General features: G+C 70.3%; 13 protein-coding genes. 7 read left to right on the top strand and 6 right to left on the bottom strand.

Annotated features, from left to right (window positions below; translation table 11 throughout):
* Positions 1-2 precede the first annotated feature (2 nt).
* From LN251_RS16930 to LN251_RS16915, 4 genes are read right to left on the bottom strand one after another with little or no spacing between them, the layout of a single operon-like run.
* Positions 3-971, bottom strand: a complete 969-nt coding sequence (locus LN251_RS16930) for a complex I subunit 1/NuoH family protein (protein WP_458245156.1) — start codon at positions 969-971, stop codon at positions 3-5.
* Entirely contained in the window at positions 968-2,338 is a 1,371-nt protein-coding gene (locus LN251_RS16925) for an NADH-quinone oxidoreductase subunit C (protein WP_458245155.1), read from the bottom strand. Before LN251_RS16925 ends, LN251_RS16930 begins: the two co-directional genes overlap by 4 nt.
* A complete protein-coding gene (locus LN251_RS16920) occupies positions 2,335-3,033 on the bottom strand; it encodes an NADH-quinone oxidoreductase subunit B (RefSeq protein ID WP_458245154.1) in 699 nt (232 codons plus the stop codon). The genes LN251_RS16925 and LN251_RS16920 overlap by 4 nt, the downstream gene beginning before the upstream one ends.
* Positions 3,024-3,419 (bottom strand): NADH-quinone oxidoreductase subunit A, encoded by a 396-nt coding sequence (locus tag LN251_RS16915; RefSeq protein ID WP_058923840.1) that lies wholly within the window; start codon positions 3,417-3,419, stop codon positions 3,024-3,026. Before LN251_RS16915 ends, LN251_RS16920 begins: the two co-directional genes overlap by 10 nt.
* A 218-nt stretch (positions 3,420-3,637) precedes the next feature.
* Between LN251_RS16915 and LN251_RS16910 the strand changes: the two genes are divergently transcribed.
* The 6 genes from LN251_RS16910 to LN251_RS16885 all read left to right on the top strand — a co-directional run bounded on the left by LN251_RS16910 (position 3,638) and on the right by LN251_RS16885 (position 11,098).
* Positions 3,638-4,837: a sensor histidine kinase gene (locus tag LN251_RS16910; RefSeq protein WP_458245153.1), complete on the top strand. Its 1,200-nt coding sequence runs from the start codon at positions 3,638-3,640 to the stop codon at positions 4,835-4,837.
* A 158-nt stretch (positions 4,838-4,995) separates the two neighbouring features.
* Complete coding sequence (locus LN251_RS16905; RefSeq protein WP_458246734.1) at positions 4,996-6,387, top strand: sensor histidine kinase; 1,392 nt, start codon at positions 4,996-4,998, stop codon at positions 6,385-6,387.
* A gap of 300 nt (positions 6,388-6,687) precedes the next feature.
* Positions 6,688-7,347 carry a LuxR C-terminal-related transcriptional regulator gene (locus tag LN251_RS16900; protein WP_404162496.1) on the top strand — a complete coding sequence of 220 codons (660 nt, stop codon included), beginning with the start codon at positions 6,688-6,690 and terminating at the stop codon, positions 7,345-7,347.
* Positions 7,348-7,638: 291 nt separating this feature from the next.
* On the top strand, positions 7,639-9,567 hold the full coding sequence (locus LN251_RS16895; protein ID WP_458245152.1) for a 2-oxoacid:acceptor oxidoreductase subunit alpha: 1,929 nt from the start codon (positions 7,639-7,641) through the stop codon (positions 9,565-9,567).
* On the top strand, positions 9,560-10,639 hold the full coding sequence (locus LN251_RS16890) for a 2-oxoacid:ferredoxin oxidoreductase subunit beta (protein ID WP_458245151.1): 1,080 nt from the start codon (positions 9,560-9,562) through the stop codon (positions 10,637-10,639). Before LN251_RS16895 ends, LN251_RS16890 begins: the two co-directional genes overlap by 8 nt.
* A gap of 201 nt (positions 10,640-10,840) precedes the next feature.
* Positions 10,841-11,098 (top strand): hypothetical protein, encoded by a 258-nt coding sequence (locus tag LN251_RS16885; protein WP_458245150.1) that lies wholly within the window; start codon positions 10,841-10,843, stop codon positions 11,096-11,098.
* Positions 11,099-11,157: 59 nt separating this feature from the next.
* Here LN251_RS16885 and LN251_RS16880 read toward each other — a convergent pair whose 3' ends face one another.
* Both LN251_RS16880 and LN251_RS16875 read right to left on the bottom strand, forming a co-directional pair.
* Complete coding sequence (locus tag LN251_RS16880) at positions 11,158-11,718, bottom strand: DUF6082 family protein (RefSeq protein WP_458245149.1); 561 nt, start codon at positions 11,716-11,718, stop codon at positions 11,158-11,160.
* Between the two features lie 228 nt (positions 11,719-11,946).
* A complete protein-coding gene (locus LN251_RS16875) occupies positions 11,947-12,369 on the bottom strand; it encodes a winged helix-turn-helix transcriptional regulator (protein ID WP_458245148.1) in 423 nt (140 codons plus the stop codon).
* 90 nt (positions 12,370-12,459) lie between these two features.
* On the opposite strand from LN251_RS16875, the gene LN251_RS16870 reads away from it, so the two are divergent.
* On the top strand, positions 12,460-13,314 hold the full coding sequence (locus LN251_RS16870) for an SDR family oxidoreductase (protein WP_458245147.1): 855 nt from the start codon (positions 12,460-12,462) through the stop codon (positions 13,312-13,314).
* The last annotated feature ends 37 nt before the right edge of the window (positions 13,315-13,351 follow it).

Genomic DNA, 13,351 nt, shown 5'->3' with positions numbered 1-13,351 from the left:
GGTTACTGGATCACCACCTTGACGATGCCGGTGAGGGCGATCTGAGCGAGGGAAAGGGGGACGAGGAGGGCCCAGGAGAGCTTCTGGAGCTGGTCCTCGCGCAGCCGGGGGTAGGTGACGCGGAGCCAGATCATGAGGAAGGCGAGGACGGCCGTCTTGAGCAGGGTCCACACCCAGCCGAGGCCGTCGGCGCCCCAGGGGCCATGCCATCCGCCCAGGAAGAGGACGGTGGTCAGGCCGCACAGGACGATGATTCCGGCGTACTCGGCGAGGAGGAACAGGGCGAAACGCAGACCGGTGTACTCGGTGTAGGCGCCGAAGATGATCTCCGAGTCGGCGACGGGCATGTCGAAGGGGGGCCGCTGGAGTTCGGCGAGGCCGGCGACGAAGAAGACGACCGCGCCGACGATCTGCCACGGCAGCCACCACCACTGGAAGGCGTCGAGGATGCCGGGCAGGGAGACGGTACCGGCGGCCATCGCGACGGAGGCGGCCGTCAGCAGCATCGGGAGTTCGTAGGCGAGGAGCTGGGCGGCGGTGCGCAGGCCGCCGAGGAGGGAGAACTTGTTGGCGGAGGCCCACCCAGCCATGAGCGAACCGAGCACGCCGACGCCCATCACCGCCAAGACGAAGAAGATGCCGGCGTCCAGGACCTGGCCGACGGCGCCCTCGTCCGGGCCGATGGGGATGGCGACGAGGACCAGGAGGTACGGGAGGAGGGCGACGGCCGGAGCGAGCTGAAAAATGCGGCGGTCCGCGCCCGCGGGCACGACGTCTTCCTTTTGCGCGAACTTCACGCCGTCGGCGACGAGTTGGGCCCAGCCGTGGAAGCCGCCGGCGTACATCGGACCGAGGCGGCCCTGCATGTGGGCCATGACCTTGTGCTCGGTCTGGCCCACGATCAGGGGGAAGGTGAGGAAGACGACGAAGACGATCAGGAGTCGCAGGGCGACGTCGACAACGTCGGTCACTGCCGGCCTCCTTCAGGGTCTTCCGGGCTGCGGGTCTCGGGGGTGCGGTCATCGGGATCCGGCGCGGACTCCGACGGCGGGTCGGAGTCCGGGCCCGGTTGCGGGGCGGAGTCCGCGTCGCGTTGCGCGGTGGGCTCGGCGCTCGGCGATTCCGTGGAGTCGGGCTCCTCGAAGGCCGGGCGAGCGTGATGCCAGGGGGCGTCCGGGCTGCGGGGGGTGGTGGCGGGCTTGGGCGGCGGCGTGGTCCGGGGCGCGGCCTTCGGCGGCGTGGTCCGGGGCACGTCGGACGCGGCGTCGGACGCATCGGCAGCGGTGCGGGCGACGTCAGCCGCGGCCTCGGAGGCGTCCGCCGCAGCAAGGGCCTCGTCAGGCGTGGCCGCCGGCCCTTCGCCTGTGGTCGCCGCCCCTTTACCCGTGGACACCGCCCCTTTACCCGTGGACACCGCCCCTTCGCCCGTGGACGTCGGACGACCGCCCGTGTCGGCCGCGTCCGCCGCCGTCTGGCTCACGGACCCCTGGGCGGCAGAGCGCGAGCGCCGGGGCCGTGCCGCGGGCGCGCCGCCGCCGGCCACCTCAGAAGCCGCACCGGTCTCCGCGACCGCGCCGGCCTCCGAGGCACCGCCTGCCTGGCTCGCCGACCCCTCAGCAGCCGACCGCATGCGCCGAGCCGGACGCTCGCCAGCCGCACGCGCCGGACGTTCCCCAGCCGAAGGTGCCGGACGTTCGCCTGCCGCGCGCGCCGGACGTTCGCCTGCCGCGCGCGCCGGGGCACGCGTGGGGCGGGCGGGGGCCGGGGGGAGCTGACCCTTCAGGGGGCCCCATTCGTTGGGGTCCGGGACTCCGGGGGGGAGCATCTGGCGGCGCTTGGGGCCGCCGTGGTCGGACTCGCCGGGTTCCTTGGCGCCGGGCCAGGCCTTGGCGACGCGGGCGGCCAGGACGAAGTCCTTGCGCAGGGGGTGGCCTTCGAAGGTCTCCGGGAGGAGGAGGTGGTCCAGGGCGGGGTGGCCCTCGAAGTCGACGCCGAACATCTCGTGGGTCTCGCGCTCGTGCCAGGCGGCGCCCGCGTACACGTCGACGGCGGAGGGCAGGACCGGGGTCTCGTGCGGGACGGTTGTGCGCACGAGCAGGCGGCGGACCGGGGAGAGGGCGACGACGTGGGCGGCGACACGGAAGCCCGTGCCCGGTTCGTCGACGGCGCTCAGCCAGTCGAAGTAGGTGCAGGTGAGGCGGTCACGGGCTGTTTCCAGCGCGGTGAGCCAGGAGGACGGGGGCACGTCGACCGTCAGGACCTCGTAGGACTCCTCGGCCGTGGCCTCCGTACCGAACAGTTCCTCGACGGGGACCGGGAGCCAGCCGACCGCGGTCATCGCCCGCCCTCCTCGCCGGTCTGTCCGGTCTCCCCGGTCTCGGTCGTGCCGACGCCGCGGACATTCCCGGCCCTGTCGCCCTCGGCATCCGCCCCGAGCGCCGGCGGCTGGACCAGTCCGCTCTGCAGGGCCGCTGCCGACGGACGTGCTCCACCGTCGCCGTACCGCTCCCCCAGGGACTCGCGGGCGATCTTCTCCTGGAGTTTGAGGATGCCTTGGAGGAGGGCCTCGGGGCGGGGCGGGCAGCCGGGGACGTAGACGTCGACCGGGATGATCTGGTCGACGCCCTTGGTGACGGAGTAGGAGTCCCAGTAGGGGCCGCCGCAGTTGGAGCAGGCGCCGAAGGAGATGACGTACTTCGGTTCCGGCATCTGCTCGTACAGGCGCTTCACCGCCGGCGCCATCTTGTCCGTCACCGTGCCGGAGACGACCATCAGGTCGGCCTGGCGCGGACCCGGGGCGAAGGGGATGACGCCGAGGCGGATGAAGTCGTGGCGGGCCATGGAGGCGGCGATGAACTCGATCGCGCAGCAGGCGAGGCCGAAGTTGAAGACCCAGAGGGAGTAGCGGCGGCCCCAGTTCAGGACCACCTTCATCGGCTCGGGAGCGAGGCGGGCCAGGGCGCCCAGCCTCTTCGGCTCCGGCAGCAGGACCGGCTGCCCGCCGGTGGTGTCGGTGTCTGGCGTCACGTCCATGCCAGAACGCCCTTCTTGTACGCGTAGAGCAGGCCGACGGTCAGGAAGCCGAGGAAGACGAACATCTCGACGAGGGTCGTCGCGCCGTAGCCGGGGGCGGCGAAGACCGTCGCCCAGGGGAACAGGAAGATCGAGTCGACGGCGAAGATGACGTAGAGGAAGGCGTAGACGTAGTAGCGGACCTGGGTGTGGGCCCAGCCCTCGCCGACGGGGTCGACTCCGCACTCGTACGTCAGGAGCTTCTCGGGGGTGGGGACCACCGGTCGCAGCAGCCGGCCCGCGCCGAAGGCCACGGCGACGAACAGCACGCCGACGACGGCGAGCAGCCCGACGACCGAGTACGACTGGAAGTAGTCCGCCGCGACCACGACGGTCGGTTCCCGCACGTCCGTCCCCTCACTCGTGTCACTCGCTGCTGTTCGACGATCTGTACGCACCGGAGTCTAGGCCCTGATAAAGGGACGGTAAGCAGCCCGTCACGCCTCGAGATCCCGCCGAGATCCGCCGGTGACGCGCGCGGGGGCGCGGGGGTGGGGTTTTCCCCAGCGGACAGGGGCGGCCGACCTCATGGCGCGGCTGCCCGCCGCGCGGCACGCTAGCCCATATGACCGAAGGATTCTCGCGCCCCGACCGGGCCCAGGAAGGCGCCGACGACCGTCTGCCGCCCGCCCGTTTCGCCTACGACCCGCACACCTGGAAGGAGATCGCGCATCTGCTGGCGAACCTTCCGCTGGCGCTGTTCGGGTTCGTGTACGTCGTGACGGTGCTGTTCACCGGGTTCTGGCTGACCGTGACGGTGATCGGTTTCCCGTTGCTGGCGGCCGGGCTGATGGGGGCGCGGCTGTGGGGGCGGCTGGAGCGGGGGCGGGCCAGGGCGCTGCTCGGGGTGCGCATCGACGAGCCGAGCCCGTTGCCCGGGCGCGAGGCGGCGGGCGGTTTCCTGCCGCGGTTGTGGATGGCGTTGAAGGATCCGGTCGCCTGGCGCACGGTGCTGTACGACGTCATCCGGCTGCCGTGGGGCATCCTCACTTTCACGGTCACGCTGACCTCGTTGTTCGTGCTGTGGCCGGTGCTGCCGTTCATCGCGCGGGGGCTGGCCAACGCCGACCGGGCGATGGTGCGCGGCCTGCTGTCGCCCTCCGACGAGCTGGAGCGGCGGATCGCGGAGCTGGAGTCGGACCGGGGGGTCGTGGTCGACACGGCGAACGCGGATCTGCGGCGCATCGAGCGCGATCTGCACGACGGTGCGCAGGCCCGTCTGGTCAATCTGGCGATGGGGCTGGGGCTGGCGAAGGAGAAGCTCCTGGAGGACCCCGACACGGCGGCGGAGATGGTGGCCGAGGCGCACGGTGAGGTGAAGCTGGCGCTGCAGGAGCTGCGGGATCTGGCCCGCGGCATCCATCCCGCCGTACTGACGGACCGGGGGCTCGACGCGGCGCTCTCGTCGGTCGCCTCGCGCTGCACGGTTCCCGTGAAGGTGACGGTCGATATCGGCGCCCGGCCGGCCGCGGCGATCGAGGGCATCGCCTACTTCACCGTCTCGGAGCTGCTGCAGAACATCAGCAAGCACAGCGGGGCGAGGACCGCGTCCGTGGAGGTGTGGCGGGCGGAGAGCCGGCTGCTCATCCAGGTCGAGGACGACGGCCGCGGCGGTGCCCGCCTGGACGGCGGCAGCGGCATGCGGGGGCTCGCCGACCGGCTGGACGCGGTGGACGGCCTGTTCGTCATCGACTCGCCGCAGGGCGGGCCGACGGTCGTGACGGCCGAGCTGCCGTGGCGGGACCGGCCGGCGGGCGAGAAGTAGCCAGGGACTCGTGCGGGGGTAGGGAAAACCCCCCTGCCAAGACGCCGACGGACTCCATGGTCCGCGGACCTGCGGCGCAGCAGTGTGGAGGTACGGCGGGACAGCCGCGGCCGAGCAGGTCGGCTGGACGAGTGGACGAGCAGAAACGGACGACGTCGATGGCCACGGACTACGAGTACGGGCAGGGCTACGGATCGGGTCACGGATCGGGGTACGGAACCGGGTTCGGGTACTCCGGGCCCACCGGTGAGCGGCGGCACCGGCTGCCGGCCGGGCTGCGTGCGCCGTTCGAGGCGCGCAGCTGGCGCGAGTTCGGATATGTGCTGCTCAGCCTGCCGATCGGGATTCTGCTCTTCGTGTACGCGATCACCATGGTGTCGCTGGGGGCGGGGCTCCTGGTCACCTTCCTGGGGATCCCGGTGCTGGCGGCGGGGCTGGCCGGGTGCCGGGGGTTCGGGGCGCTGGAGCGGGCGCGGGCGCGCGGAATGCTGGGGCTGGAGGTGGCCGACCCCGAGCCGCTGCGGATGAAGAAGTCCGGGGTGATGGCCTGGATGGGGGCGGTGCTGAAGAGCGGCACGTCGTGGCGGACGCTGCTGTACGCGGTGCTGCAGTTCCCCTGGTCGGTGTTCTCGTTCGTGGTCGCCCTGAACTTCTGGGCGTACGGGTGGGCGCTGCTGACGTATCCGCTGTGGTTCTGGGTCTTCCCCGCGTACGTCGGCCAGGGCGGCCTCCAGCTGTACGGCGACGCGCACCACTCGGTCTACCTGGACAACCCCTTCGAGATCACCGTGACGGCGCTGGTGGGGCTGTTGTTCACGCTGGCCACGCCGTGGATCGTGCGGGCGCTGACGACGGTGGACCGGCTGATGGTGCACGGGCTGCTCGGGCCGTCGCGGCTGTCGGCGCGGGTGGTGGAGCTGGAGTCCGACCGGGGCGTCGTGGTGGACACGGCGGCCGCGGACCTGCGGCGCATCGAGCGGGACCTGCACGACGGCGCCCAGGCCCGGCTGGTGGCGCTGGCGATGGATCTGGGGCTGGCGAAGGAGAAGCTGACCGAGGACCCGCAGGCGGCGGCGCGCATGGTGGACGAGGCGCACGGCGAGGTGAAGACGGCGCTGCAGGAGCTGCGGGACCTGGCGCGCGGGATCCATCCGGCGGTGCTGACGGACCGGGGGCTGGACGCGGCGCTGTCGGCGGTGGCCTCGCGGTGCACCGTGCCGGTGCAGGTGGAGGTGGATCTCGCCGAGCGGCCGGCGCCGGCCATCGAGGGCATCGCGTACTTCACGGTGTCGGAGCTGCTGCAGAACATCAGCAAGCACGCGCGGGCCACCTGGGCGGCGGTGGACGTGTGGCGGGTGGAGGACCGGCTGATGGTGCAGGTGATGGACAACGGCGTGGGGGGCGCGGACGCCTCCGGCGGGTCGGGGCTGGGAGGGCTCGCGGAGCGGCTGGACGCCGTGGACGGGATCCTCGTGGTGGACTCGCCGGCCGGCGGGCCGACGCGGGTGACCGCGGAGCTGCCGTGGCGCTCGGAGCGGGCGCTGGGCTGACCGCCGGACGGTCGTACGCACCGACGCCCGGGGGCTCGTCCCCCGGGCGTCGTCGACCCTGAAGTCGGCCCTGAAGTCGGCCCTTGAGTGCGGGGCCCTTGAGTGCGGGGCCCTTGAGTCGGCCCTGAAGATGCCTCGTCCTGTGAGCGCGGGACGGGCGGAAACCCCCCGGAACCCGTCGTACCGCGCATGCTTTCGCGTTGAATCACGTCGGCCGGGCGCACCCGGGTCCGAATGCTGGAATGCTGGACTACTGGCAGACGGAGTCGGGCTGGGGGGCCGGAGATCGTGGAGGACAGGGTGCGGGTGGTCATCGCCGAGGATTCAGTGCTGCTCAGGGAGGGGCTGACCCGGCTGCTGACCGACCGCGGGCACGAGGTCGTCGCCGGAGTGGGCGACGGGGACGCGCTGATCAAGACCATCACGGAGCTGGACGGACAGGGCGAGCTGCCGGACGTGGTGGTGGCCGACGTCCGCATGCCCCCGACGCACACCGACGAAGGGGTGCGGGCGGCCGTGGAATTGCGGAAGTCGTATCCCGGTCTCGGGGTACTCGTACTGTCGCAATACGTGGAGGAGCGGTACGCCACCGAACTGCTGGCCGGTTCCAGCCACGGCGTCGGCTATCTGCTGAAGGACCGGGTCGCCGAGGTCCGTGAGTTCGTGGACGCGGTCGTGCGGGTGGCCCAGGGCGGAACCGCGCTGGACCCGGAGGTGGTCGCTCAGCTGCTCGGCCGGAGCAGGAAGCAGGACGTCCTGGCCGGGCTGACGCCACGGGAGCGGGAGGTTCTGGGGCTGATGGCCGAGGGACGTACCAACGGGGCGATCGCGCGGCAGCTGGTGGTCAGCGACGGGGCCGTCGAGAAGCACGTCAGCAACATCTTCCTGAAGCTGGGGCTGTCCCAGAGTGACGGGGATCACCGGCGGGTTCTAGCGGTCCTCAGGTACTTGAACTCGTGACGGGCCGACACTGACATCGGTGGTCATGCGTTCGACCGTCGAGCCGGTGGTCCGTCGTCCGGCGACCGTGCGGCGTCGTGGGCCCAGAACCGAACCGTTCGTGGGGAGCGTCTTCAAGGCAAGCGCCGGGGGGCGAGAAATCATGACAAGTCAGGGCGTCACAGCGTCTCAGAACCGTGTCCATCATGCGAATGACCGAGGGAAGGCGACCCTAACGGACGTAGGGTTGATCCAGGGAAGGCCTGCGGGAAGGCCGGTCCCAGACAGCCGCCTCGAGGGAGGTCCAGTTCAGTGACCAGCCAGGTCAGCAGGACAGCGGAGCAGGCCGAAGAATCCGTACTGGGAGAGCAGCGCAAGCCGGCCGGAACGAAGGACGTACGCAGGCTGGACCGGGTGATCATCCGGTTCGCGGGAGACTCCGGTGACGGGATGCAGCTCACCGGCGACCGCTTCACCTCCGAGACCGCGTCCTTCGGAAACGATCTCTCCACCCTTCCCAACTTCCCGGCCGAGATCCGGGCGCCCGCCGGCACCCTGCCGGGCGTCTCGTCGTTCCAGCTGCACTTCGCCGACCACGACATCCTCACCCCCGGTGACGCGCCGAACGTCCTGGTGGCGATGAACCCGGCCGCCCTGAAGGCGAACATCGGCGATCTGCCGCGGGGCGCGGAGATCATCGTCAACACGGACGAGTTCACCAAACGGGCGATGCAGAAGGTCGGCTACACCGCCTCCCCGCTGGAGGACGGCTCGCTCGACGGCTACAGCCTGCACCCGGTGCCGCTGACGACGCTGACGGTGGAGGCGCTCAAGAACTTCGACCTCTCCCGCAAGGAGGCCGAGCGCAGCAAGAACATGTTCGCGCTGGGCCTGCTGTCGTGGATGTACCACCGGCCCACGGAGGGCACGGAGAAGTTCCTGCGGACCAAGTTCGCGAAGAAGCCCCAGATCGCCGAGGCCAACCTGGCGGCGTACCGGGCGGGCTGGAACTTCGGGGAGACGACGGAGGACTTCGCGGTCTCCTACGAGATCGCGCCCGCGACGACGGCCTTCCCGACCGGCACCTACCGCAACATCTCCGGGAACCTGGCCCTCGCGTACGGCCTGGTCGCGGCCTCCCGCCAGGCGGATCTGCCGCTGTTCCTGGGCTCGTACCCGATCACCCCGGCCTCGGACATCCTGCACGAGCTGTCGAAGCACAAGAACTTCGGCGTGCGCACCTTCCAGGCCGAGGACGAGATCGCCGGTATCGGCGCGGCGCTGGGCGCGGCCTTCGGCGGCTCGCTGGGGGTGACGACGACGTCCGGTCCGGGCGTGGCCCTCAAGAGCGAGACCATCGGGCTGGCGGTCTCCCTGGAGCTGCCGCTGCTGATCATCGACATCCAGCGGGGCGGCCCCTCCACGGGTCTGCCGACCAAGACCGAGCAGGCGGACCTGCTGCAGGCGATGTTCGGCCGCAACGGCGAGGCCCCGGTGCCGGTCGTGGCCCCGTGCACGCCGGCGGACTGCTTCGACGCAGCCATGGAGGCGGCCCGGATCGCGCTGACCTACCGCACCCCGGTGATGCTGCTCTCCGACGGCTACCTGGCCAACGGCTCGGAGCCGTGGCGCATCCCGGAGCTGGACGAGCTGCCCGATCTGAGCGTGCAGTTCGCTCAGGGCCCGAACCACACCCTGGACGACGGCAGCGAGGTGTTCTGGCCCTACAAGCGCGACCCCCAGACGCTCGCCCGCCCCTGGGCCGTCCCCGGCACGCCGGGTCTGGAGCACCGCATCGGCGGCATCGAGAAGCAGGACGGCTCGGGCAACATCTCCTACGACCCGGCCAACCACGACTTCATGGTCCGCACCCGCCAGGCCAAGATCGACGGCATCGCGGTCCCGGACGTCGAGGTGGACGACCCGCACGGCGCCCGCACCCTGGTGCTGGGCTGGGGCTCGACCTACGGCCCCATCACGGCGGCGGTACGGCGGCTGCGGACGGCCGGCGAATCGATCGCCCAGGCCCACCTGCGCCACCTCAACCCGTTCCCGGGGAATCTGGGCGCGGTGTTGCGGCGCTACGACAAGGTGGTGATCCCCGAGATGAACCTCGGGCAGCTCGCCACGCTGATCCGGGCGAAGTACCTGGTGGACGCCCACTCGTACAACCAGGTGAACGGCATGCCGTTCAAGGCTGAGCAGCTCGCCACGGCTCTCAAGGAGGCCATCGATGGCTGAGACGACCACGGAAGGCACGGGCACGATCGAGGCGCTCTCGCTCGTCCCCAAGGCCGAGGCCCGCCAGTCCATGAAGGACTTCAAGTCCGATCAGGAAGTGCGCTGGTGCCCCGGCTGCGGTGACTACGCGATCCTGGCGGCCGTCCAGGGCTTCATGCCGGAGCTGGGGCTGGCCAAGGAGAACATCGTCTTCGTCTCGGGCATCGGCTGCTCCTCGCGCTTCCCGTACTACATGAACACGTACGGCATGCACTCCATCCACGGCCGGGCGCCGGCGATCGCGACGGGTCTGGCGACCTCGCGCCGTGATCTGAGCGTGTGGGTGGTCACGGGTGACGGCGACGCGCTGTCCATCGGCGGCAACCACCTGATCCACGCGCTGCGCCGCAACGTCAACCTCAAGATCCTGCTGTTCAACAACCGGATCTACGGTCTGACGAAGGGCCAGTACAGCCCGACCTCCGAGGTCGGCAAGATCACCAAGTCGACGCCGATGGGCTCGCTGGACGCGCCGTTCAACCCGGTCTCGCTGGCCCTGGGCGCGGAGGCGTCCTTCGTCGCCCGGACCATCGACTCCGACCGCAAGCATCTGACCGAGGTCCTGCGGCAGGCCGCCGCCCACCCGGGCACGGCCCTGATCGAGATCTACCAGAACTGCAACATCTTCAACGACGGCGCCTTCGACGCGGTGAAGGACAAGCAGCGGGCGGAGGAGGCGGTGATCCGGCTGGAGCACGGGCAGCCGATCCGCTTCGGTGCGGACGGTTCGCGGGGGGTCGTCCGGGACGCGGCCACCGGCGACCTGAAGGTCGTCACGGTGACGCCGGAGAACGAGGCGCAGGTCCTGGTGCACGACGCCCACGCGGCGTCCCCCACCACGGCCTTCGCCCTGTCCAGGCTGGCCGACCCCGACACCCTGCACCACACCCCGATCGGCGTCCTGCGGTCCGTGGACCGCCCGGTCTACGACACCCAGATGGCCGACCAGCTGGACACGGCGATCGAACAGCACGGCAAGGGCGACCTGGCGGCGCTGCTCGCTGGCGGCGACACCTGGACCGTCGTCGGCTGACGGGCCGCCACATGTGTCAATGTGTCAGGACTTGGGGCCACCCCGCTCCGAGTTCTGACACTTGACGTCACTTACAGCCAAGTGGGGGCATTTTTCCGGCTACGCCGGAGCCGTTTTCTCGAGAAGCTGATCTTGTGCAATTCTGTGCGGACTGTCCCACCACGCCGGAGCTTTCCCGCTCCAAGGAAGGCTCCGGAGCAAGTGCGTCCCGATAACACCCCCCTCAGCGTCGTCCGCCGTATCGGAGATCACCCCAAGCTCCGAGGCAGCCAGACCGCCGAGACCTGTCCGGACGTGTTCGAGCTGAGTGACGGCAGGTTCGCCGTCATCGGCACCGAAGCCACCGAGGTCCTGGACCCCCTCCTCCCCCCCGATGCGGCGCGCGCCGACTACGAGCGGATCGTCGTGATCGACCGAGAGACCCTCATCCGGGCCAAGCGGGACATCCCCGACGTGTGATTGTGTGGGTCTCCGTGCTCGCGATGTGAGATCCGTGTTTCATCACGCGGATCAGTCCTTCATGGTGAGGGGTCCCTGGATGCCGGGCCCACGATCCACCACTCGTCCGGGTCCTCGGCCAGTTCCTCCAGCATGACGTCGACCACGGCGCCGACCCGTGCCTCCAGGGAATCCGTCGGAAGGCTCCTGCGGTGCTCGACCGTGCGGTCCCAGTATTCGGCGAACAGCGCGTTGCGGCACAGGACCCGTAGATGACCGATGAGCTCGTCCCATTCGCAGGCCCCCACCCGATGAGACAGCAGCAGGTTGCCGTACTGCCGGTTGGCGAAGATCATCTGTCGGCGCCTGCTCTCGGAGAGGCCCGGCAAAGTGCTCGCGGCCACCGCCAGAGTCGGGTCGTCGATCATCCTCTCCATCTGCTCCGCGGCGAGGCGGTACTGCTGGATCAGATTGGCCCGATGGATCTCCTCGGTCATCAGCGTCAGTTGCCGCAACAACTCGGCCAGGATCTCGTCCTGGCGTCGGCGGCGGGCCCCACGGGCGAAGAGCGCCCGCATCAGGCCGAGTCCTGCGAGTGCCGCAGAACCGATACTGCGCGCGACTCGCTTCCGTGTGGCCATGTCAAGGCATCCCCCTGGATCCGGTGACCGTGCGCCGAAAGGGTGGCACCGCCAGTGGCGCGCGGTGGACGTAGCACTCCGCATCCAGCGTGCCGGGCGACTCAAGTCGGCGTGGGAGGCGGAAAGGGGGCGCATGGAAGGATGTGTCTCACACGTCGACCAACGCCCTGACATGAATGTGCCCCCTGGCGCCGTGCGCATACCTTGCGCCACCTCGGGCGGGGCGCATCACTCCTGCTCAGGACCCGCCTTGCGCGCGTCGTACCGCTCCCGTGCCTCTTGTACCTCCCCCATCCGCCGCTGCGTCCACTCGGCCAGGGCGCGTACCTGTTCGGCGGCCTCTCGGCCCAGGTCGGTGAGGGAGTAGTCGACCCTCGGGGGGATCACCGGCCTCGCGTCGCGGTGGACCAGGCCGTCGCGTTCCAGGGTCTGCAGGGTCTGGGTGAGCATCTTCTCGCTGACCCCTTTGCCCACCCGGCCGATCGCCCGGCGCAGTTCGCTGAAGCGGTAGGGGCGGTCGAGGAGCTCGATCAGGACCAGCACGCCCCAGCGGCTGGTGACGTGTTCCAGGACGAGGCGGTGGGGGCACATCGTCTCACCGGTGTCGTTCCCGGAGACGGCGGGCGATGAGGCGCTGGTGCTTACGGACATGCCAGTACCTTACTTCAAAGTTGGTACTTTCCAATAGTTAGCGCTTCTCCTAGGGTTAGTGCATCCGCACCCCACAAGGAGTTTCACACCATGAGCATCGTCGTCACCGGAGCAACCGGACACCTCGGCCGTCACGTCGTGGAGCAGCTGCTGGAGAAGGTCCCGGCGGACCAGATCACCGCCGTCGTCCGCGACGAGGCCAAGGCGGCCGGCCTCGCCGCACGCGGCGTGCGGCTCGCGGTCGCCGACTACAACACCCCCGAGACCTTCGACCACGTCTTCTCGGCCGGTGACAAGGTCCTGCTGATCTCCGGCAGCGAGGTCGGCAACGACCGTGTGGGCCAGCACAAGGTCGTCATCAACGCCGCCAAGGCCGCAGGCGTGGCCCTGCTCGCCTACACCAGCGCCCCCGGCTCCCTGAAGGCCGCGCTCGCCGACGACCACCGCGACACCGAGGCGGCCCTGCTGGACTCCGGCCTGCCCTACGTGCTGCTGCGCAACGGCTGGTACAACGAGAACTACACCGAGCAGCTCGCCCCCGTCCTGCAGTACAACGCCGTCACCCAGGCGGCCGGCGAGGGCCGGGTCTCCTCCGCCGCCCGCGCCGACTACGCGGCCGCCGCCGTCGCCGTGCTGACCGGCGAGGGACACGAGAACAAGACGTACGAGCTGGGTGGCGACGAGGCCTGGAGCTTCGCCGAGTACGCGGCCGAGCTGAGCAGGCAGACCGGCAAGGAGATCGCCTACCACCCGGTCTCCGTCGAGGAGTACACCGGCATCCTGACCGGCGCCGGCCTGCCCGGGCCGGTGGCCGCGATCATCGCCGGCGTGGACGCCTCGGTCGAGAAGGGCGAGCTGGTCGTCGACAGCGGTGACCTCAGCCGCCTGATCGGCCGCCCGACCACGCCGATCGCCGAGTCGATCACGGCCGCGCTCAAGGGCTGACCACTCCCCCGCCGCGGGCCTCGCATCCCCCACCCCA

It is taken from the genome of Streptomyces sp. MAI_2237 (assembly GCF_054189285.1).
The sequence above is the reverse complement of the archived record's forward strand: the minus strand, read 5'-3'. Positions and strand labels throughout refer to the sequence as shown.